Here is a 20,195-nt window from a genome sequence, read left to right on the forward strand (position 1 = left end):
TGCTAGTCAGCGGTTGTCGGCCGGTATGCCGGCCGCGAGGAGCTCCACGAAGCCGATGTCCTCGTTCGCCACACCGAAGACCTCGGCGCGCAGCACGGTCCGCTCCGCCCAGGCGCGGTGCGGCTTCACTTCATTCATTTTGTTCGTGTACGCCGATCTGAGCACACCCCCGCCGCCGCTTTCGGGCCGCAGGATGTCCTGCGCGTCGCTGAACTCCTCGTGACTGACCACGGACAGGGCGTGCACGGGGAGCACATGGGAGGGGTGGATGCAGGTCTTGCCGAGCAGGCCGTTGGCCTGGTCGAGGGCGATCTCGCGCAGCAGCCCGTCCATCGCGTGCTCGATCAGCGCCTCGCGCAGTTCCTCGGCCTGCCCCTCCAGGAAGGGGCTGCGCCGCAGCTGTGGCTTGAACATGCGCTCCTGGACGCGGAAGTACTCCCACACCGGCCCGGTCACCGTGAAGCCGGTGCCGTCGGCCCGCCCCAGCATGTTCACCACGTCGGCGATGACGGAGGCGACGATCTGGACGTCGTACGCCGTCATGTCGGGCGCCCGGCGCAGCCCGTAGGAGGAGCAGAAGTCGGTCACGCCGAGGCGCAGCGCGAGCACCCGGTCGCGGTACTTGCCGACCGCGCGGGAGATGCCCTCCAGGGTGTCCACACGGGACTCCCGGTACAGCAGCTCGGGCGACTCCAGCACCGGCATGGCGAACAGCCGCCGGCCACTGTCCGCCTCGGCCGTCGCCAGGGCCTCCAGGAACGGGATGCCGCGCTCCTCGGTGAACTTCGGCAGCACGAATCCGGACAGCAGCCGGACGGCGGGGCCGAGACGCCGTACCAGATCGGGGATCTGCTCGGGCACCCGCACCCGGATGAACAGCAGCGGCAGGTCCACGCCGTCCCGTCCGGCGAGATCGGCGAGATCGGCGAACTGGCGTACGAGGTTCTCCTCACCGTCCGCGACGTCCTCGTCGCCGATCGAGTCCTCCAGGCACAGCACCATCGAGACGACGCCGCGCCCGGTCTGCTTGACGATGTCCTCGGCCAGCCGCGGCCGGGTGGCCGGACTGTAGAGCGTGGCCCCGAGGGCCGCGGACAGCAGCCGGGCCGGGGAGTCCGCGGTGAACCCGCACGGTTCCCGGTGGAACAGACGCTGCCGCACCTCAGGGGCGATGTGCCCGAAATGACGCATAGAACTCCCCCGTGGTGACTGAGCGGCCCCTGTGCTTTTTACAGGTGGCCGGTAATAGTACGTAGGGATCCATGTCAGACGTTCCCGCCGGGCATGAATTCCAGGTAACCCGGCTCTGTCGGAGCGAGTACCCCGCATTGTCGTGATCAGGACCGAGAGGGCAGGATGATCGCATGACGCACGCGATGCTGAAGGGGTCGAACGTCCCGATCGAAGCCGCCACGGTGCGCGCCGTGCTGCGCTGGACGCCCGGGCAGGGGGTTCCGGACGTCGACGCCTCGGCACTGCTCCTCGGTCCCGACGGCCGTGTGCGCTCCGACGAGGACTTCGTCTTCTACAACCAGCCCCGGCACCCCTCCGGGAAGGTCTGGCGGCTCGGCAAGAAACGCATCGCCGAGGGCCTGACCGACACGATCCAGACAGACCTGGCCGGCGTCGAGTCCGGAGTCGGCCAGATCCTGCTGGTCGCCTCGGCGGACGGCACCACGTTCGACCGCGTACGGGCCCTGCGCATCCTGCTGTACGACGCCTCGGTCGCCGACGGCGAACCGCTGGCCCACTTCGACATCAAGCCGGAGACGGGCGCGGAGACCGCGCTGATCTGCGGCGAGCTGTACCGCCGCGGGGAGGGCTGGAAGTTCCGCGCGCTGGGCGAGGGCTACTCGAACGGCCTGAAGGGCCTGGCCACGGACTTCGGCATCTCGGTCGACGAGTCGGAGACGACGGAGGAGCCGGCCGAACCCGCGGCCCCGCAGTGGACGGCTCCGGCACAGACGGCACCCGAGGTGTCCCGCCCCCTGCCTCCGGAACAGCCGACGGCAGTCCCGCCCCAGTCGGCGTACGGCTACCCCCAGCCGACCACACAGCCGGCATACGGCTACCCGCAGCCGGCGGCACCCGCGGTGACGGCCGCACAGTCCGGCTACGGCTACCCGCCGGCCGCGACGACGCTACCGAACCCGGACTTCCGCCTGCCGCCGCAGGGCCCCCAGTTCATCGGGCGTTAGCAGCAGCCCACCCTCCGAGTTCTTGGGCGAACCAGCCAGGACACAGCGTCAGCGTTCCGCCTTCGCCTTGTACCCCCGCCCCCACTGCAACCCCCACCCGTACAACCGGTCGATCTCCGCCTGGAACCCGTACACGAACTTCACCTCGCGCCGCACCACCATCTCGCCCTTCACGTTCTCGATCATCACCACCGCACAGGACCGAGCCTGCGGATGCCGCTCGTCGAGACCGATCTCGATCCGGGGCCCGTTGCTGGGGAAGAGCGTGACGATCGCGTGCGTACGGTCGAACGCCGGCGTCTGGTCATAGATGTAGACAAAGACCAGCAGTCGCTTGATGGCGTCACGATGGTCGAGGTTGACGTACATCGTCTCCCCCGACGCCGACCCGAACCGGTCGTCCCCGCTCAGCTTGACGAACGGCGGAGCATTGACGTCCCCGAAGTACCCCCCGAGCGGCTGGACGACCCCCTTCGTGCCGTCCGTCAGCTCGTACAGGCACCCCAGGTCGAGGTCGACATTGACCATGCTCTGGCTGTGCCCGAGCACCTCCGGAGGCTTGAGTGCCTTGAAGGGGTGCCGCAGCAGACTCTCCCGCTGGGAGCCGCCGATGTCGGACGTCCGCATCCGCCAGTTCAGGTTGATGCGCAGATGCCCGGTGGCCGCGCCCTGCTTGGTGAGGGAGACCTGGTGATGCCGTTTGGTCAGCTCGATCGCGTTGGTCGCCGCGCTGCCCGAGTCGAAGTCGGCGGCCCGCCCGGGCCACAGTCCGTCCAAGAACCCCATTCCCGCCCCCACGTCCACGGATAAACCGGCGGGGCGGCCGGAGGACCCGTGTCCTCACCGACCGCCCCGCCCAGAGCGTTCCTCGCCCAGAGGGCCATCACACCCCGGACGAGACCTCAGTCTTCTCGTCCGAAGGCTTCGCTTTTCCCTCGGCCGCGGCCAGGGCACGGTTGCGGCGCACGGAGGACCAGAAGGACCAGGCGATCAGGACGACCCCGATGAGGCCGGTGATCACCTCGTTGATCTCGTACTGGATGGTGACCATGAGGATCACGGCCAGCGCGCCGATCGCGTAGTGGGCGCCGTGCTCCAGGTAGACGTAGTCGTCGAGGGTGCCCTGGCGCACGAGGTAGACGGTCAGCGAACGGACGTACATCGCGCCGATGCCCAGACCCAGCGCCATCATGACGATGTCGTTGGTGATGGCGAACGCGCCGATCACGCCGTCGAAGGAGAAGGACGCGTCCAGGACCTCCAGGTAGAGGAACATGAAGAACGCGGCCTTGCCGGCGAGGGCGACGGCCGAGCGTTGCTTGCCGCTGCGCCTGGCCTCTTCCTCCTCCTCGTGCTCGCGTTCCTCCTCCTCTTCGAGTTTGTCCTCGAAGTAGCCGGAGAGGCCGCCGACGACCATGTAGGTGATCAGGCCCGCGATGCCGGAGATCAGGACCGTCGATGCCTTGTCGACATGCGCTCCGCCGTGCTGGTGGGCGTGGGTCGCGAAGGTGAAGGACGTGATCAGCAGGACGGTCAGGGCGATGCAGACCGACAGCATGTCGACCTTGCCGAGCTTGGCCAGCGGGCGCTCCAGCCAGGCGAGCCACTTGATCTCCCGGTCCTCGAAGATGAAGTCGAGGAAGATCATCAGAAGGAACATGCCACCGAACGCGGCGATCGACGGGTGGGCGTCCGTCACCAGTTCCTGGTAGCGGTCCTTGTTGTTGAGCGCGAGGTCGACGGCCTCGATGGGCCCCATCTTGGCGCTGACGGCGACGATGACGACGGGGAAGACCAGCCGCATGCCGAAGACGGCGATGAGAACACCGATGGTGAGGAAGATCTTCTGCCAGAAGGCATTCATCTTCTTCAGGATTCCGGCGTTGACCACCGCGTTGTCGAACGACAGCGAGATCTCGAGGATGGAGAGGATCGCGACGATGCCGAAGGCCTCCCACCCCCCGTAGAAGACCGCTGCGACCAGGCCGAGCGCGGTGACCGCGAACGACCAGCCGAAGGTTTTCAGAAGCACTGGCTACCCAATCGTGTGTGTACGGGTCTCCCCCGCGCCGTACTCGGCTTTACGAAACGTTGACCCCAAAGTCTAGAGCGATGCCCCGCAGCCCCGACGCGTACCCCTGCCCCACGGCTCGGAACTTCCATTCGCCCTGGTAGCGGTAGAGCTCACCGAAAATCATGGCCGTCTCGGTGGAGGCGTCCTCGCTGAGGTCGTAGCGCGCGAGCTCCTGGCCGTCGGCCTGGTTGACGACCCGGATGAAGGCGTTGCTCACCTGTCCGAAGGTCTGGCCGCGCTCGTCGGCCTGATGGATGGAGACCGGAAAGACGATCTTGTCGCACTGGGCGGGCACCTTGGAGAGAGCGACGAGCAGCGACTCGTCGTCGCCCTCCCCCTCGCCGGTCAGGTTGTCGCCGGTGTGCTCCACCGAGCCGTCCGGGCTCTTGAGCTGGTTGTAGAAGACGAACCACTCATCCCCCAGAACCCGTCCGCCGTTGCACAGCAGTGCGCTGGCGTCCAGGTCGAAGGGGGCTCCGGTGGTGGAGCGCGCGTCCCAGCCCAGCCCGATCATCACCTGCGTGAGATTCGGAGCGGCCTTGGACAGGGAGACATTGCCTCCCTTGGCGAGCGTGACGCCCATGATGGGTCCCTCCCCTAGGGTGCTTCTCTGGTTGTCCTGCGCGTCCGGCGCCGCACGCAAACGGTGCGGCGCCGGACGGCGAGACCTTTCGGACGAACTCAGACGTTCACGCCGAAGTCCTGCGCGATGCCGCGCAGGCCCGAAGCGTAGCCCTGACCGATCGCGCGGAACTTCCATTCCGCACCGTGCCGGTACAGCTCACCGAAGACCATGGCGGTCTCGGTGGAGGCGTCCTCGGAGAGGTCGTAGCGTGCGATCTCGGCGCCGCCGGCCTGGTTCACCACGCGGATGAACGCGTTGCGGACCTGGCCGAAGGACTGCTGCCGGTTCTCGGCGTCGTAGATCGACACCGGGAAGACGATCTTCTCGATGTCGGCCGGGACGCCCGCGAGGTTGACCTTGATCTGCTCGTCGTCGCCCTCGCCCTCACCGGTGAGGTTGTCACCGGTGTGCTCGACCGAGCCGTCCGGGCTCTTGAGGTTGTTGAAGAAGACGAAGTTCGCGTCGTTGCCGACCTTGCCCTCGGCATTCGTCAGCAGTGCGCTGGCGTCGAGGTCGAAGTCGGTGCCGGTCGTGGTGCGGACGTCCCACCCCAGACCGACGATGACCGCGGTCAGGCCAGGGGCCTCCTTGGTCAGCGATACGTTGCCGCCCTTGCTGAGGCTGACTCCCACGAGTCCTCCATTGGTGTCCAGGGGCGGGGAGCCCCGCCATGCGATTTCTATCGGATCAACGAGTCGATCCTAGTGACGGGTTCCCGTACTACGCAGGCCTTGGACCTGAAGAATCACAGGGTGTCGAGCGCCTTGACGTACTCGTCGAGGTCACGCGCGTCCGGCAGACCGTTGACGACGGTCCAGCGCACGACGCCCTCCTTGTCGATGACGAAGGTCCCGCGCACCGCGCAGCCCTTGTCCTCGTCGAACACTCCGTACGCGCGCGAGGTCTCGCCGTGCGGCCAGAAGTCGGACAGCAGCGGGTACTCCAGGCCCTCCTGCTCGGCGAAGACCCGCAGGGTGTGGATGGAGTCGTTGGAGACGGCGAGCACCTGGGTGTCACGGTCGGAGAACTTCGGCAGGTTGTCGCGCACCTCGCACAGCTCACCCGTGCACACGCCGGTGAAGGCGAAGGGGTAGAAGAGCAGCACGACGTTCTGGTCACCGCGGAAGTCCGACAGCTTCACGGTCCGGCCGTGGTTGTCCTTGAGTTCGAAGTCGGGGGCCTTGTCGCCGACCTGGATCGCCATGGTCCTGAATGTCCCTTCGGTGAGGCCGTTCGGGTGGTGGGACCACCCTACGCAGCGATCACCCAGAACCCACGGACGGGCCGACCGAAGCCGGCCCGTCGGGCGGTTCGCAGGAGGGTCACCTCTTGGACTTGGCCGCCTTCGGCGTCACCAGCCGGCTGCCGCTCCAGTCCTTGCCGACGCTGACACTCTTGGACGCGGACAGCCCCGCCGTCGTCGCGGCTTCGGAGATGTCACTCGGCTCGACATAGCCGTCGCGGCCGGTCTTCGGCGTCAGCAGCAGGATCGAGCCGCCCTCTTCGATGTACGTGATGGCGTCCACCAGCACATCGGTCAGATCGCCGTCCTCATCGCGGAACCACAGCACAACGGCGTCGGCGACGTCGTCGTATTCCTCGTCCACGAGGTCGCTGCCGATGACTTCCTCAATGGCCTCGCGGAGTTCCTGGTCTACGTCGTCGTCGTAGCCGATCTCCTGGACCACCTGCTCGGGCTGGAACCCCAGCCTGACGGCAGGGTTCGTCCGCTCCTCCGCGTGGTCCGCGGTCGCGCTCACGGGTTGCCTCCTGATCATGTCTTGGTGAGTATCTCAGCCACGCGCGTGCGCGAAGCATTGGCCGTAGTCCACACGGGCGGGGCGGATCGCGCAAGTACCCGGCCGTTCAGACCGCCGAAACGGTGACGATCCCGGCCGTGTCGCCGCAACTCCAGGCACGTTGCCCCGTTCCAGGGTGATGCACACCACACCTTTCTGCCCTGTTTGTGTGTTTGGGAACCAGGAGTCCCGGCGCAGATCCTGGTTACCCCGCAGTAGAGATGACGTTTGACCTCCCGAGGTACACGATGGGGAACGGCGCAGGCATATCGAATCCCTCTGGGGAAACCTCGCAAAAGCAGCCCTCTGACAGGTAAGGAACAGCGTGGCTTCCGGATCCGATCGCAACCCGATCATCATTGGCGGCCTTCCGAGTCAGGTTCCTGACTTCGATCCCGAAGAGACGCAGGAGTGGCTCGACTCCCTCGACGCCGCCGTGGACGAGCGCGGCCGGGAGCGGGCCCGCTATCTGATGCTGCGGCTGATCGAGCGGGCCCGCGAGAAGCGTGTGGCCGTGCCCGAGATGCGCAGCACGGACTACGTCAACACGATCCCCACCAAGAGCGAGCCGTTCTTCCCCGGCAACGAGGAGATCGAGCGGAGGATCCTCAACGCGACCCGCTGGAACGCGGCCGTGATGGTCTCGCGCGCCCAGCGGCCGGGGATCGGCGTCGGCGGTCACATCGCCACCTTCGCCTCCTCCGCCTCCCTCTACGACGTGGGCTTCAACCATTTCTTCCGGGGCAAGGACGAGGGCGACGGCGGCGACCAGGTCTTCTTCCAGGGCCATGCCTCGCCGGGCATCTACGCGCGCGCGTTCCTGCTGGACCGGCTGAGCGAGCAGAACCTGGACGCGTTCCGCCAGGAGAAGTCGAAGGCGCCGCACGGGCTGTCCTCGTACCCGCACCCGCGGCTGATGCCGGAGTTCTGGGAGTTCCCCACCGTGTCGATGGGCCTCGGGCCGATCGGCGCGATCTACCAGGCGCGGATGAACCGCTACATGAACGCGCGCGGGATCGCGGACACCTCCAGGTCGCATGTGTGGGCGTTCCTCGGCGACGGCGAGATGGACGAGCCCGAGTCGCTCGGCCAGCTGTCCATCGCCGCGCGCGAGGGCCTGGACAACCTCACCTTCGTCGTCAACTGCAACCTGCAGCGGCTCGACGGCCCGGTGCGCGGCAACGGCAAGGTCATCCAGGAGCTGGAGTCGATCTTCCGGGGCGCCGGCTGGAACGTGATCAAGCTGATCTGGGACCGCTCCTGGGACCCGCTGCTGGCGCAGGACCGGGACGGAATCCTGGTCAACAAGATGAACACCACGCCGGACGGCCAGTTCCAGACGTACGCCACCGAGACCGGCGCCTACATCCGGCAGCACTTCTTCGGCGACGACCACCGGCTGCGCACGATGGTCGAGCACATGACCGACGACCAGATCCTGCACCTGGGCCGCGGCGGTCACGACCACCGGAAGATCTACGCGGCGTTCAAGGCGGCCAAGGAGCACAAGGGCCAGCCGACGGTCATCCTGGCCAAGACCATCAAGGGCTGGACGCTGGGCCCGAACTTCGAGGGCCGTAACGCGACCCATCAGATGAAGAAGCTGACGGTCGACGACCTCAAGGGCTTCCGGGACCGTCTGCACCTGCCGATCTCCGACAAGGAGCTGGAGTCCGGCGCGCCGCCGTACTACCACCCGGGCCGGGACACCGAGGAGATCCAGTACATGCACGACCGGCGCAAGGGGCTCGGCGGGTACGTCCCGACGCGTGTCGTGCGCGCCAAGCCGCTCGCGCTGCCCGAGGACAAGACGTACGCGACCGTGAAGAAGGGGACGGGCCAGCAGTCGATCGCGACGACCATGGCCTTTGTGCGCCTGCTCAAGGACCTCATGCGGGACAAGGAGCTCGGCAAGCGGTTCGTGCTGATCGCGCCGGACGAGTACCGCACGTTCGGCATGGACTCCTTCTTCCCGAGCGCGAAGATCTACAACCCGCTGGGCCAGCAGTACGAGGCCGTGGACCGGGATCTACTGCTCGCCTACAAGGAGTCGCCGACCGGGCAGATGCTGCACGACGGCATCTCGGAGGCCGGCTGCACGGCCTCGCTGATCGCGGCGGGCTCGGCGTACGCCACGCACGGCGAGCCGCTGATCCCGGTGTACGTCTTCTACTCGATGTTCGGTTTCCAGCGCACGGGCGACCAGTTCTGGCAGATGTCCGACCAGCTGGCGCGCGGTTTCGTCCTTGGTGCGACCGCCGGCCGTACGACGCTGACCGGTGAGGGTCTCCAGCACGCGGACGGCCACTCGCAGCTGCTCGCCTCGACCAACCCGGGCTGTGTGGCGTACGACCCGGCGTTCGCGTTCGAGATCGCCCACATCGTGAAGGACGGGCTGCGCCGGATGTACGGGCCGGACAGCGAGGACGTCTTCTACTACCTCACCGTCTACAACGAGCCCATCCAGCACCCGGCCGAGCCGGAGAACGTGGACGCCGAGGGCATCGTCAAGGGCCTGTACCGGTACAGCGAGGGCACCTCGGGGTCGATCCCCGCACAGGTCATGGCCTCGGGCGTGGCCGTGCCGTGGGCGATCGAGGCGCAGCGGATCCTCGCCGAGGAGTGGAACGTACGCGCCGACGTGTGGTCGGCGACCTCGTGGAACGAGCTGCGGCGCGAGGCGGTCGCGGTGGAGCAGCACAATCTGCTCCACCCCGAGGAGGAGCAGCGCGTGCCCTATGTGACGCGCAAGCTCAGCGGGGTCCAGGGGCCGTTCGTCGCCGTGTCCGACTGGATGCGGTCGGTGCCGGACCAGATCGCGCGGTGGGTGCCGGGCACGTACCAATCGCTCGGCGCCGACGGGTTCGGGTTCGCGGACACCCGCGGTGCGGCGCGGCGCTTCTTCCACATCGACGCGCAGTCGATCGTGGTCGCGGTGCTGACCGAACTGGCGAAGGAGGGGAAGGTGGACCGGTCCGTGCTGAAGCAGGCGATCGACCGGTACCAGCTCCTCGACGTCTCCGCGGCCGATCCGGGAGCCGCGGGCGGCGACGCGTAGCGCGCGGTACACCGGTGCGCCGACCGGCGGCGGGGCTCTCTGGGCTCCGCCGCCCTTCACACGTTCCTTACGATGCGGGCATGGAGGAACAATCGGCGCAGGCCCGGTGGGAGCAGCGCACCCAACGGCCTCTGATGGCACTCGCCGTGGCGTTCGCGGTCGCGTACGCGGTGCCGATCGTGGACAGTTCGGCGGGCAAGACGCTGACGGTCGGGTGCACGGCGGTCGAGTGGGTGGTGTGGGCGGCGTTCGCCGTGGACTACATGGTGCGGCTCGCTCTCGCGGAGCAGCGCAAGGAGTTCGTACGGACGCACTGGCTGGACCTGTGTGCGGTGGTGCTGCCGCTGCTTCAGCCGTTGCGGCTGCTGCGGCTGGTCTCCACGCTGCTGCTGGTGCAGCGGAGGGCACGGATGGCCTCGCAGATCCGGCTGACCACGTATGTCGCCGGGGCGGTGGTGGGGCTGCTGATGTTCGGGTCGCTGGCGGTGCTGTCCGTGGAGCGGGAGTCGCCGGACGGGAACATCCGGACGCTGGGTGACGCGGTGTGGTGGTCGTTTACGACGATGACGACCGTGGGGTACGGGGATCATGCGCCGACCACCGGGCTGGGGCGGATGATCGCGGTGGGGCTGATGCTCTCCGGGATCGCGCTGCTGGGTGTGGTGACCGCGAACATCGCCGCATGGTTCATCGCGCGGTTCGAGAAGGACGATGTGGAGGAGCGGCGCCAGACGGAGGCGATCCGGGTGCTGACGGAGGAGGTCCGGGCCCTCCGGGCGGAGGTGGCGGCCTTGCGGGAGGGCTCGGTCAGCCGCTGAGCCCGGGTTGGTTCGGGGCGTGCGTTGGGGCCCGGGGGCACTTCTGGGGTGGGTGGGTCGTGGCCCGGGGGGCGCTGCTGAGGTGGGTGGCTGATGCCCCGGGGCGCTGCCGGGGGTGGGTCGCGCGGCGCGGCGCCGACGGGGCGCCGCCCACCCTTGGGAGGGGGCCGCCCCAGCGGCACGACTGCCTGCGGTGTACGGCCCTCCCCGGTCGCCGACGTCGGCCCCTCGGCTTGCGGCGCCTCCGGCCCGCATCCGCGGGCCCCGGCCCGGGCACGGTCACCGGACTCCAACCCTCCCCGGCCCGCGCCATCGCCCCGCGGCCCGCGGCACCTCCCGCCGACCCGCGGCCCACGTCATCACAAGCACGGCTGACCCGCGGCCTGCGGCATCGCCAACGTCGGCGTCGCCTTGCCGCGCCTCCGGCCCCCATCCCGGCATCCGCGGGCCCCGGCCCGGACACGGTCACCGGACTGCAGCCGTCCCCGGCCCGCGCCATCCATCCCTCAGCCCACCCTCGGTCCACCCTCGACCCGCGGCGCCTCCCGCCTGCCCGCGGCCCACGTCACCGCAAGCACGGTCGGCCCGCGGCCCGCGGATTTCGCTGACGGCGCGCCGCCCCCCTCCGGCAGCGCGCCGTAGCGTCGGGCGTCACTGTGGCCCGCGGCGTGTGCCGGAGGGGAGGGATCTTTAGCGTTGTCACCCTGATAGGCGAACTCCGCTTCCCTCGGCCGGTGTTCGTCAGATGTACGCGGCGCCCGCGCCCGCCTCCGCGTTCTTGCCGCGCTTGGTGAGCAGCGCGACCCCGACCGCGACGACCGCGACCGCGGCGGCGACCAGGGACGCCAGGCTCATGCCGGAGATGAACGTGCCGTGGGCGACGTCCGTGATCTTCGCGGCGATCGCCTCGGGCGTGCCCTTGGCCACCGGTGCCACACCGACCTGGACGGCCTCCGAGGCCTGGCCGAGCTGGGCGGGGGTGAGCTGAGGGAGACCCGCTTCGTTCCAGTTGCCCGGGAGGTCGCTGTCGACCTTGGAGGCCATCACGGCGCCCAGGACGGCCGTGCCGAGGCTGCCGCCGATCTGCATCGCGGCCTGCTGGAGACCGCCGGCGACACCGGAGAGCTCCATCGGGGCGTTGCCGACGATGACCTCGGTGGCGCCGACCATGACGGGCGCGAGGCCGCGGCTGGTGGTGGCCGTCTTCAGTGGCGTGATCCGGGTCACCGAGCGGATGTGGTCCGTGGGGGACGACTTCAGCGTCGAGGCCATGCGCGAGCTGACGAAGTCGTACCTCGACCAGGTGAGTCCGCCCCTTCTGGGGAACTGGCGTACGACTTGAGGGCATTGTCACCTGAACTCAAACGTGATCCCCGTCACTTGGTTAACGCGAGACCCGGCCGTTCTCCTAGTGTGTCCTTTCAGTGACTTCCTTCGACTCCTCCCCGCAACTGAGCGTCTGGCGCGCACTGCTCGCACTGGCCGTCGTCTTCGTGATGCTGGCGACCACCGGATGGACCGCGCTGCGCCATCAACGCGGCGCGACCGCGCTGCAGGCCTCGCTCACCGCATGGGAGCACGGGCACATCAACGGGCACCGGCTGCCGGACCCGCACGCGACGCCCGCTGTGCTCACCCGGTTCTTCGCCTCGCTCACCGCCGAGGAGCGCGCCCGGCTGGCGCGCCGCTACCCGCTCGCGGTCGGCAATATGAACGGCGCGCCCGTCTCCCTGCGCTACCGCGCCAACCGCCTCGCGCTCGCCGAGGCACGCAAGGTCGAGCGGGGGCGCATGCACGACAGCCGCCTCACCCCGGACGGACAGCGGGCGGCGGCCCGCCGTATGGAGCGGTTCGGGTCGCTGATGAGCGGGAACCGCAAGATCCTCGCGCTCGACCCCACCGGCTCGGGACGGGTCGCCGAGGTCTTCGGCGACCTGGCCGAGGCCGAGCGGATCTCCGTCGTCGTGCCCGGCGTCGACACCGACCTGCTCACCTTCCAGCGCACGGACCGCAAGAAGTACTCGGCACCCGTCGGCATGGCCAAGGCCCTGTACGCGGCCGAGCGCGACGCGAGCCCCACCACGCGTACGGCCGTGATCGCCTGGGCCGACTACACGGCACCCGACGGACTCGGCATCGACTCGGCGACCGCGATGCGCGCCGAGGACGGTGCCGTCCGTCTGACGGCGCTGCTGCGCGGCCTGCCCGGCAGCTCGCCCGTCGCACTGTTCTGCCACAGCTACGGCTCCGTGGTGTGCGGCCTCGCCGCACGGACCCTGCCGGACCGGGTCGAGGACGTGGCGGTGGCGGCCAGCCCCGGCATGCGTGTCGAGAACGCCTCGCAGCTGCACACCTCCGCGCAGGTGTGGGCGATGCGGGACGCCACCGACTGGGTCCAGGACGTGCCGTATCTGGAGGTCGGCGGGCTGGGCCACGGCGCCGACCCGATGTCCTCGGCGTTCGGCGCGCGTGTGCTGTCGGCGGAGGGCGCGCGGGGACACAGCGGCTATTTCGAGCCGGGCACGGCGAGCCTGCTCAACTTCGCGGAGATCGGGGTAGGCGCATATGGCGCGGTCGTGTGCGCCGACGAGGACGACACCTGCTGGAAGGGTATGTCCGGTCCGTCGGCGGCCGGACGCGCGTAGAGCCGCAGAAACTGCGGTGTGCGCGGGGAGGGGACGGAGGAGCTCGTGCCGCATACGATGAGCCGCATGGGTGACGTACTGGCCGGATTTCATGCCGCCTGGGAGTTCGAGTCCGACTCCGTGCTCATCCGTTACGAAAGGGGGATTCGAACACCCAAGCTCTTCCAGGCGCTCGGGGAACGCCGGATCCCGCTGCAGGCGATCGCCGGGGTGACCCTCACCCCCGGAAAACGCGGCACCGTGGTCCTGCGGGCAGAACCCAGGCCCGGCGCCGATCCGCTGATGGAGGCGGCCGCGGGACAGCTCAAGGAAGGGTGCGATCCTTATCGGCTGGTGCTGCCCCGCGACAGGGAGACGCTCGCCGAGTATTACGCGGACGAACTGCGGGCCCGGCTGCCGGAGGACGACAGAGGGCCGACCGATCGCTTCCTGGTGCCGGCTCCTGACGTGCCGATGAACTTCAAGGCTTACGACGGCAAGGCGTCCTTCGACGGCAAGACCGTGCACTTCCGCTGGTTCTGGACCGGGGCGTCCTCGGCGAAGTGGAAGGCCGGTGACCAGAGCTTCGCCGTGTCCGAGCTGAGCGGCGTCGAGTGGCGGTCGCCGGAGGTGTTCGAGGGGCATCTGCGCCTGCTGCGCGGTACGGCCGCGCCGGTGCAGGCCGATCAGGATCCGGCGGCGGTGGTGTTCGGGCTCGGATACGGTCCGGTGCACGAGTCACTGCCGTTCGCAGCGGCGGTGCTGGACGCGGTGCGTGTGCGCGGCGGTGTGGCGGCGGTCCCGGCTCCGTCCGCGCCGCAACGCCGGGACCCCGCGGACATCGCCGAACGGATCCGGCACCTGGGGGAACTCCACCAGGCCGGCCTGGTGACCGACGAGGAGTTCTCCGTGAAGAAGGCGGAGTTGCTGGCGGAGCTCTAGTAGCGCTTCGTCAGGTTCTGGGCTAGCGCCCCTGAGCCGACACCGCTCCCGCCTCCGAGTAGTGGGTGATCTTCCGGTCCAGGACGGCCAGCGTGTCCTGGAGCTCGGCGATGCGGTCCAGAACGTCCCGGCGAGTCTGTTCGAGGAGTTCGAAGCGGGCGGCAAAGGTGTGGTCACCCTCGCGCACCAGCTCCGCGTACCGGACCATGTCGGCGACCGGCATCCCGGTGAGCCTCAGCTTGCCGACGAGGTCCAGCCAGTCCAGATCGCGGTTGCTGTAACGGCGCTGGCCGGTGTGCGACCGGTCGATGTGCGGCATCAGGCCGATCCGCTCGTACCAGCGCAAGGTGTGGGCCGTCAGGCCGGTGAAGGCGACGACCTCGCTGATCGTGTAGCTGTCCTGGCCTTCGGGGCGCCGGTGGGGTTGCGGCGGTGCCGCGCAGGTGTCGGTCCTGGTACCCGTGGTCTCCATCACCGTCATGACTCCCACGCTATGGCCTTGGAGTGCACTCGAAGCAAGGAACACCGATGAGAAATGCCGCGTCCGGGCAAGCCGGACCCCGCGATCGGGCCGACGCTCCCAGCGCTTAGGCTCGACGGCATGTCCTTGCAGAGCCTCGCGTTGATCGAGAACTGGCCGGTTCCCACCGCGGCGGCGGGTGTCGTCCGGGCGGACGGTACGGTCCTGGGAACCCACGGCCCCGCCACCCGGCGCTTTCCCCTGGCCTCGGTCACCAAGCCGCTCGCGGCGTACGCGGCACTCGTCGCGTACGAGGAGGGGGCGATCGAGCTCGACGAGCCGGCCGGGCCGCCCGGGGCGACGGTGCGTCATCTGCTCGCGCACACCTCTGGCCTTGCCTTCGACGAGCACCGGATCACGGCCGCGCCCGGCGAGCGGCGGCTGTACTCCAACGCCGGTTTCGAGCAGCTCGCGGACCATATCGCCAAGGCGGCCGACATCCCGTTCGGCGAGTATCTGCGGCAAGCGGTCCTGGAGCCGCTGGGAATGGCATCGACCTCGCTGGAGGGCTCGCCGGCGAAGGACGGCGTGTCCACCGTCGAGGACCTGCTGCGTTTCGCGGCGGAGGTGCAGGCGCCCCGTCTCCTCGACCCTCGTACGGTCGCTGCGGCGATGACGGTCCAGTACCCGGGCACGAAGGGCGTCCTGCCCGGCTACGGCCACCAGAACCCCAACGCCTGGGGCCTCGGCTTCGAGATCCGGGACGCGAAGTCCCCGCACTGGACGGGGTCCGCGTCCTCCCCGCGCACCTTCGGCCACTTCGGCCAGTCCGGTACGTTCCTGTGGATCGATCCGGACGCGAGGGCGGCCTGCGTGGCCCTCACGGACCGCGCGTTCGGTCCGTGGGCGATCGAGGCGTGGCCGACGTTCACGGACGCGGTGCTGGCGGAGCTGCGGCCCTGAGGCCGGCTGGGTGCGGGCGGAGGGCCACGACTGCCCGCGGCTAGGGCGGCGTCATCTCCCACATCAGCAGCTCCGCCCCCGTCACTCCCACCGCGTCCACGTCCTTCGCGTCCGTGATCCGCGCCGAGTCCCCGGCGCCCAGCTGCTCCCCGTCCAGCCGCACTTCACCCCGTACGACATGCACGTAGACGTACGGGCCGTCCGGCACGGCTGTCCGCTCCCCCACCGCCAGCCGCCGTACATGGAGCATCGCGCCCGCCTCCGGGACGGCGTACGGCGTCTGGTCGGCGATCCCGCGGACGATCTCGTACGACGGTTCGCCACCCGGTGTCACCGGTGCCAGCCACATCTGGACGAAGGTCAGCGGGGCGGTCCCGCCGTTGCGCTCCACATGGCGCACACCGGCCGCGGAGCTCAGCCGCTGCACGTCCCCGGGGCGCACGAGCGTCTTGTGCCCCCTCGAGTCCTGGTGGGTCAGCTCACCCTCGACCACCCAGGTCACGATCTCCGTGTGGCTGTGGGGATGCTCGTCGAAGCCGGCGCCGGGTTCGAGCCGCTCCTCGTTGCAGGCCAGCACCGCGCCGAAGCGGAGGTTGCCGGGGTCGTAATGCGGACCGAAGGAGAAGGCGTGCCAGGACAGGATTCCGGCCTCAAGGTCGCCGCCGCGGTAGCGCTCGGTGGCGCGCCGTACATCCATCACGCCCACCACGGTAGCCCCGCCGGAATGCGGTAAGGGCCCACCAACGCCGAGTGTCCCCACGCGCCGGCCGCGAGGGAGCCGCAGGGGGCGCGCCGGTGTCGAGAGGCCGAACGCGCGGAGGCGCGCAGCGCTGAGCACGATCGGCCACTCGACACCGGCTGAGGCGCCCCCGAAGGCGACCGAGCCGTCCAGCACAGCCGACCGAGCCGTCCAGCACAACCCCTGCAGGCGACCGAGCCATCCGGATAAGGCAGTCTTGTCCCCGTGCCCCATCCCGAAGCCCGTCCTCCCGAAGCCGCAGCGCCCGACGTCCACCCGCACTCCGCGACCCTGAGGCGGCTGGAGAAGTCGTCCGGAAGTCTCGCCGCGCACGCCATCGCGCGCATGGACGAGACCCTGCCGTGGTACCGGGCCATGCCCCCGGAGAACCGTTCCTGGATCGGCCTGGTCGCCCAGGCGGGCATCGCCGCGTTCACCGAGTGGTTCCGGCACCCGGACGCCCCCCAGGCCATTTCCACCGATGTCTTCGGCACCGCTCCGCGTGAGCTGACCCGGGCCATCACCCTGCGCCAGACCGTCGAGATGGTGCGTACCACCATCGAGGTCATGGAGTCCGCGATCGACGAGGTCGCGGCCCCGGGCGACGAGGGCGTGCTGCGCGAGGCCCTGCTCGTGTACGCCCGGGAGATCGCCTTCGCCACCGCCCAGGTGTACGCCCAGGCCGCCGAGGCACGCGGTGCCTGGGACGCGCGTCTGGAGTCGCTGGTCGTCAACGCCGTGCTCAGCGGCGAGGCCGACGAGGGGGCCGTCAGCCGGGCCGCGGCCCTCGGCTGGAATTCGCCCGAGCATGTGTGCGTGGTGCTGGGCACCGCCCCGGACGGTGACTCGGAGTTGACCGTCGAGGCCATCCGGCGGGCCGCCCGACACGCCAAACTGCAGGTCCTCACCGGAGTGCTCGGGGACCGGCTCGTCGTCATCGCGGGCGGCAGCGACAACCCGCTCGGGGTGGCCAAGTCGCTGATCGGACCGTATGCCGCCGGGCCCGTGGTGGCGGGCCCCGTCGTGCCCGATCTGCTCGCGGCGACCCGGTCCGCGCAGGCCGCGGCGGCCGGGCTCAAGGCGTGTTCTGCCTGGCAGGACGCCCCGCGGCCGGTGCTGGCGGACGATCTGCTGCCGGAGCGCGCGATCGCCGGAGACCCCTCGGCCCGTGAACAGCTGGTGGAGGAGATCTACAGACCGCTGGAGGAGGCGGGGTCCGCGCTCTTGGAGACGCTCTCCGTCTATCTGGAGCAGGCGAGCAGTCTCGAAGGGGCCGCACGGATGCTTTTCGTGCATCCCAACACCGTGCGCTACCGGCTTCGACGTGTGACTGACGTCACCGGTTGGTCGCCGTCTGATGTACGTTCAGCGTTCACGCTGCGTATCGCGCTGATCCTGGGGCGTCTGGCCGAGGGAGATCTTCAGCTCTAGGCTTTTGTCGGGGGCCCACAAAACCCCCTCGCGTTCTTCGTCCTTGTCCCCACGGGCGGCCGTGCCCGTACACAAGAGAGAGTGTGAGAGTGCTCGTACTCGTCGCTCCCGGCCAGGGTGCCCAGACGCCCGGCTTCCTGACTCCCTGGCTCGAACTCCCCGGTGCCGCCGACCGTGTCGCCGCGTGGTCGGACGCCATCGGACTCGACCTCGCCCACTACGGCACTGAGGCCGACGCGGACGCGATCCGCGACACCGCCGTGGCCCAGCCGCTGCTCGTCGCGGCCGGCATCCTCTCGGCCGCGGCACTCGGTGACATCACTCCGGGTGCCGTGGCGGGCCACAGCGTCGGTGAGATCACCGCCGCCACGTTCGCGGGAGTCCTCGACGACACCGCCGCGCTGACCCTCGTACGCAAGCGGGGCCTGGCCATGGCCGAGGCCGCCGCGGTCACCGCGACCGGCATGTCCGCGCTGCTCGGCGGCGAGCCCGAGGCGAGCATCGCGCATCTGGAGAAGCTGGGCCTGACCCCGGCGAACGTCAACGGCGCGGGCCAGATCGTGGCCGCGGGCACCCTGGAGCAGCTCGCCGCGCTGGAGGCGGACAAGCCGGAGGGTGTGCGCCGGGTCGTCGCGCTGAAGGTGGCCGGCGCGTTCCACACGCACCACATGGCTCCCGCCGTCGACGCGCTGGCCAAGGCCGCCGAGGCCCTGACGCCCGCCGACCCGAAGGTCACCTACGTCTCGAACAAGGACGGGCGGACCGTCGCCGGCGGCGCGGAGGTTCTGGAGCGCCTGGTCGGCCAGGTGGCCAACCCGGTGCGCTGGGACCTGTGCATGGAGACCTTCAAGGAGCTCGGCGTCACCGCGCTCATCGAGGCGTGCCCCGGCGGCACGCTCACCGGTCTCGCCAAGCGCGCCCTGCCCGGCGTCCAGACGCTCGCGCTGAAGACCCCCGACGACCTCGACGCGGCCCGCGAGCTCATCGCAGAGCACGCCTGAGCTTGTAAAGGAGCCGACCGACACATGTCGAAGATCAAGCCCAGCAGGGGCGCCCCGTACGCGCGCATCCTCGGTGTGGGCGGTTACCGTCCGACCCGGGTCGTGCCCAACGAGGTGATCCTCGAGACGATCGACTCGTCCGACGAGTGGATCCGATCGCGCTCCGGCATCGAGACCCGCCACTGGGCGTCCGACGAGGAGACCGTCGCCGCGATGTCGATCGAGGCGTCCGGCAAGGCGATCGCCGACGCCGGGATCTCCGCCGAGCAGATCGGCGGTGTGATCGTCTCGACGGTGTCGCACTTCAAGCAGACGCCGGCCGTCGCCACCGAGATCGCCGACAAGCTCGGCACCGCCAAGGCCGCGGCCTTCGACATCTCGGCGGGCTGCGCGGGCTTCGTCTACGGCCTGACCCTCGCCAAGGGCATGATCGTCGAGGGTTCCGCGGAGTACGTCCTCGTCATCGGCGTCGAGCGGCTCTCCGACCTCACCGACCTGGAGGACCGTGCGACGGCGTTCCTCTTCGGCGACGGCGCGGGCGCCGTCGTCGTGGGCCCGTCGCAGGAGCCGGCGATCGGTCCGACGGTCTGGGGGTCCGAGGGCGACAAGTCCGAGACCATCAAGCAGACCGTGCCGTGGACCGAATACCGGTCCGGCGAGGTCGCCAAGTTCCCTGCGATCACGCAGGAAGGTCAGGCGGTGTTCCGCTGGGCCGTGTTCGAGATGGCGAAGGTCGCCAAGGAGGCGCTGGACGCCTCCGGACTTTCGCCGGACGATCTGGATGTCTTCATTCCTCACCAGGCCAACGAGCGGATCATCGACTCGATGGTGAAGACACTCAAGCTGCCGGAGCATGTCACGGTCGCCCGTGATGTGCGCACCACCGGCAACACCTCGGCCGCCTCGATTCCGCTCGCGATGGAGCGGCTCCTGGCGACCGGCGAGGCGAAGAGCGGCGACACCGCGCTCGTCATCGGATTCGGGGCGGGTCTCGTGTACGCCGCGACGGTCGTTACCCTCCCCTAGGCACTCCGTGCCGGATCATGTGATCCGGCACGGGAACCGCATCACCTGCCGCTGACGCGGTGGGCGCCAAACCCTCTGGATACACACGAAGGAGCGCCTCACATGGCCGCCACTCAGGAAGAGATCGTCGCCGGTCTCGCCGACATCGTGAACGAGATCGCCGGCATCCCGGTCGAGGACGTCCAGCTGGACAAGTCCTTCACCGACGACCTGGACGTCGACTCGCTGTCCATGGTCGAGGTCGTCGTCGCCGCCGAGGAGCGCTTCGACGTCAAGATCCCGGACGAGGACGTCAAGAACCTCAAGACCGTCGGCGACGCGACCGACTACATCCTGAAGCACCAGGGCTGATCCCAGGATCGGTCCGCCTGCCCCGCCACCCGGCGGTGGCGCCGTAGTCCCCGCCTACGCGGGGGTTGTCCCCCTCGTACCGATGG

General features: G+C 69.3%; 19 protein-coding genes and 1 pseudogene. 10 read left to right on the plus strand and 10 right to left on the minus strand.

Translation table 11 applies throughout. From position 1 onward, the window contains the following. Positions 1-6: 6 nt before the first annotated feature. Positions 7-1,191 carry an HpcH/HpaI aldolase/citrate lyase family protein gene (locus tag F7R91_RS08240; protein WP_150946044.1) on the minus strand — a complete coding sequence of 395 codons (1,185 nt, stop codon included), beginning with the start codon at positions 1,189-1,191 and terminating at the stop codon, positions 7-9. A 173-nt stretch (positions 1,192-1,364) separates the two neighbouring features. On the opposite strand from F7R91_RS08240, the gene F7R91_RS08245 reads away from it, so the two are divergent. Further along, positions 1,365-2,198: a TerD family protein gene (locus F7R91_RS08245; protein WP_150946046.1), complete on the plus strand. Its 834-nt coding sequence runs from the start codon at positions 1,365-1,367 to the stop codon at positions 2,196-2,198. A gap of 48 nt (positions 2,199-2,246) precedes the next feature. On the opposite strand, the gene F7R91_RS08250 is transcribed toward F7R91_RS08245, so the two are convergent. The 6 genes from F7R91_RS08250 to F7R91_RS08275 form a co-directional block, all read right to left on the minus strand. Beyond that, positions 2,247-2,984: a TerD family protein gene (locus F7R91_RS08250; protein WP_150946048.1), complete on the minus strand. Its 738-nt coding sequence runs from the start codon at positions 2,982-2,984 to the stop codon at positions 2,247-2,249. Between the two features lie 97 nt (positions 2,985-3,081). Further along, a complete protein-coding gene (locus F7R91_RS08255; protein WP_150946050.1) occupies positions 3,082-4,230 on the minus strand; it encodes a DUF475 domain-containing protein in 1,149 nt (382 codons plus the stop codon). Positions 4,231-4,279: 49 nt separating this feature from the next. Beyond that, positions 4,280-4,855 (minus strand): TerD family protein, encoded by a 576-nt coding sequence (locus F7R91_RS08260; RefSeq protein WP_150946052.1) that lies wholly within the window; start codon positions 4,853-4,855, stop codon positions 4,280-4,282. A 98-nt stretch (positions 4,856-4,953) separates the two neighbouring features. Next, on the minus strand, positions 4,954-5,529 hold the full coding sequence (locus tag F7R91_RS08265) for a TerD family protein (RefSeq protein WP_150946054.1): 576 nt from the start codon (positions 5,527-5,529) through the stop codon (positions 4,954-4,956). A gap of 113 nt (positions 5,530-5,642) precedes the next feature. Further along, a complete protein-coding gene (locus tag F7R91_RS08270) occupies positions 5,643-6,101 on the minus strand; it encodes a peroxiredoxin (protein WP_150946056.1) in 459 nt (152 codons plus the stop codon). A gap of 118 nt (positions 6,102-6,219) precedes the next feature. Further along, positions 6,220-6,657, minus strand: a complete 438-nt coding sequence (locus F7R91_RS08275; RefSeq protein WP_161063946.1) for a DUF3052 domain-containing protein — start codon at positions 6,655-6,657, stop codon at positions 6,220-6,222. A gap of 364 nt (positions 6,658-7,021) precedes the next feature. On the opposite strand from F7R91_RS08275, the gene aceE reads away from it, so the two are divergent. Continuing rightward, on the plus strand, positions 7,022-9,754 hold the full coding sequence (aceE, locus tag F7R91_RS08280) for a pyruvate dehydrogenase (acetyl-transferring), homodimeric type (protein ID WP_150946060.1): 2,733 nt from the start codon (positions 7,022-7,024) through the stop codon (positions 9,752-9,754). An 80-nt stretch (positions 9,755-9,834) separates the two neighbouring features. Next, positions 9,835-10,572 carry a potassium channel family protein gene (locus tag F7R91_RS08285; protein WP_150946062.1) on the plus strand — a complete coding sequence of 246 codons (738 nt, stop codon included), beginning with the start codon at positions 9,835-9,837 and terminating at the stop codon, positions 10,570-10,572. 741 nt (positions 10,573-11,313) lie between these two features. Here the strand turns inward: F7R91_RS08285 and F7R91_RS08290 are convergent. Further along, a pseudogene (locus tag F7R91_RS08290) lies at positions 11,314-11,757 on the minus strand (MFS transporter); the annotation flags it as partial. A gap of 239 nt (positions 11,758-11,996) precedes the next feature. Between F7R91_RS08290 and F7R91_RS08300 the strand changes: the two are divergent. Together F7R91_RS08300 and F7R91_RS08305 are read left to right on the plus strand one after the other, a co-directional pair. Further along, positions 11,997-13,217 (plus strand): alpha/beta hydrolase, encoded by a 1,221-nt coding sequence (locus F7R91_RS08300; protein ID WP_150946064.1) that lies wholly within the window; start codon positions 11,997-11,999, stop codon positions 13,215-13,217. Positions 13,218-13,274: 57 nt separating this feature from the next. Beyond that, complete coding sequence (locus tag F7R91_RS08305; RefSeq protein ID WP_150946258.1) at positions 13,275-14,138, plus strand: DUF4429 domain-containing protein; 864 nt, start codon at positions 13,275-13,277, stop codon at positions 14,136-14,138. 22 nt (positions 14,139-14,160) lie between these two features. Here F7R91_RS08305 and F7R91_RS08310 read toward each other — a convergent pair whose 3' ends face one another. Continuing rightward, the gene (locus F7R91_RS08310) at positions 14,161-14,619 is read right to left on the minus strand and encodes a MerR family transcriptional regulator (RefSeq protein ID WP_191971402.1); all 459 of its coding nucleotides are present in this window, start codon (positions 14,617-14,619) and stop codon (positions 14,161-14,163) included. Between the two features lie 120 nt (positions 14,620-14,739). Here F7R91_RS08310 and F7R91_RS08315 point away from each other — a divergent pair, with 120 nt between their 5' ends. After that, a complete protein-coding gene (locus F7R91_RS08315) occupies positions 14,740-15,561 on the plus strand; it encodes a serine hydrolase domain-containing protein (protein ID WP_150946068.1) in 822 nt (273 codons plus the stop codon). A 40-nt stretch (positions 15,562-15,601) separates the two neighbouring features. On the opposite strand, the gene F7R91_RS08320 is transcribed toward F7R91_RS08315, so the two are convergent. Continuing rightward, positions 15,602-16,258 carry a pirin family protein gene (locus tag F7R91_RS08320; protein WP_150946260.1) on the minus strand — a complete coding sequence of 219 codons (657 nt, stop codon included), beginning with the start codon at positions 16,256-16,258 and terminating at the stop codon, positions 15,602-15,604. A gap of 267 nt (positions 16,259-16,525) precedes the next feature. On the opposite strand from F7R91_RS08320, the gene F7R91_RS08330 reads away from it, so the two are divergent. The 4 genes from F7R91_RS08330 (at position 16,526) to F7R91_RS08345 (ending at position 20,109) form a co-directional block, all read left to right on the plus strand. Then, on the plus strand, positions 16,526-17,731 hold the full coding sequence (locus tag F7R91_RS08330) for a PucR family transcriptional regulator (protein ID WP_150946072.1): 1,206 nt from the start codon (positions 16,526-16,528) through the stop codon (positions 17,729-17,731). A gap of 89 nt (positions 17,732-17,820) precedes the next feature. Then, positions 17,821-18,732: an ACP S-malonyltransferase gene (locus F7R91_RS08335; protein WP_150946074.1), complete on the plus strand. Its 912-nt coding sequence runs from the start codon at positions 17,821-17,823 to the stop codon at positions 18,730-18,732. A gap of 24 nt (positions 18,733-18,756) precedes the next feature. Next, a complete protein-coding gene (locus tag F7R91_RS08340; protein WP_150946076.1) occupies positions 18,757-19,758 on the plus strand; it encodes a ketoacyl-ACP synthase III in 1,002 nt (333 codons plus the stop codon). 102 nt (positions 19,759-19,860) lie between these two features. Next, the gene (locus tag F7R91_RS08345) at positions 19,861-20,109 is read left to right on the plus strand and encodes an acyl carrier protein (protein WP_004001566.1); all 249 of its coding nucleotides are present in this window, start codon (positions 19,861-19,863) and stop codon (positions 20,107-20,109) included. Positions 20,110-20,195 lie beyond the last annotated feature (86 nt).

It is taken from the genome of Streptomyces luteolifulvus (assembly GCF_008806595.1).
In the GTDB taxonomy this organism is placed as follows: domain Bacteria; phylum Actinomycetota; class Actinomycetes; order Streptomycetales; family Streptomycetaceae; genus Streptomyces; species Streptomyces luteolifulvus.

Bases quoted from the DNA above. Each gene is read 5' to 3' on its own strand.
- F7R91_RS08240 (WP_150946044.1), bottom strand. From the start codon at position 1,191: ATGCGTCATTTCGGGCACATCGCCCCTGAGGTGCGGCAGCGTCTGTTC.
- F7R91_RS08245 (WP_150946046.1), top strand. From the start codon at position 1,365: ATGACGCACGCGATGCTGAAGGGGTCGAACGTCCCGATCGAAGCCGCC.
- F7R91_RS08250 (WP_150946048.1), bottom strand. From the start codon at position 2,984: ATGGGGTTCTTGGACGGACTGTGGCCCGGGCGGGCCGCCGACTTCGAC.
- F7R91_RS08260 (WP_150946052.1), bottom strand. From the start codon at position 4,855: ATGGGCGTCACGCTCGCCAAGGGAGGCAATGTCTCCCTGTCCAAGGCC.
- F7R91_RS08270 (WP_150946056.1), bottom strand. From the start codon at position 6,101: ATGGCGATCCAGGTCGGCGACAAGGCCCCCGACTTCGAACTCAAGGAC.
- F7R91_RS08285 (WP_150946062.1), top strand. From the start codon at position 9,835: ATGGAGGAACAATCGGCGCAGGCCCGGTGGGAGCAGCGCACCCAACGG.
- F7R91_RS08305 (WP_150946258.1), top strand. From the start codon at position 13,275: ATGAGCCGCATGGGTGACGTACTGGCCGGATTTCATGCCGCCTGGGAG.
- F7R91_RS08310 (WP_191971402.1), bottom strand. From the start codon at position 14,619: ATGACGGTGATGGAGACCACGGGTACCAGGACCGACACCTGCGCGGCA.
- F7R91_RS08315 (WP_150946068.1), top strand. From the start codon at position 14,740: ATGTCCTTGCAGAGCCTCGCGTTGATCGAGAACTGGCCGGTTCCCACC.
- F7R91_RS08320 (WP_150946260.1), bottom strand. From the start codon at position 16,258: ATGGATGTACGGCGCGCCACCGAGCGCTACCGCGGCGGCGACCTTGAG.
- F7R91_RS08340 (WP_150946076.1), top strand. From the start codon at position 18,757: ATGTCGAAGATCAAGCCCAGCAGGGGCGCCCCGTACGCGCGCATCCTC.
- F7R91_RS08345 (WP_004001566.1), top strand. From the start codon at position 19,861: ATGGCCGCCACTCAGGAAGAGATCGTCGCCGGTCTCGCCGACATCGTG.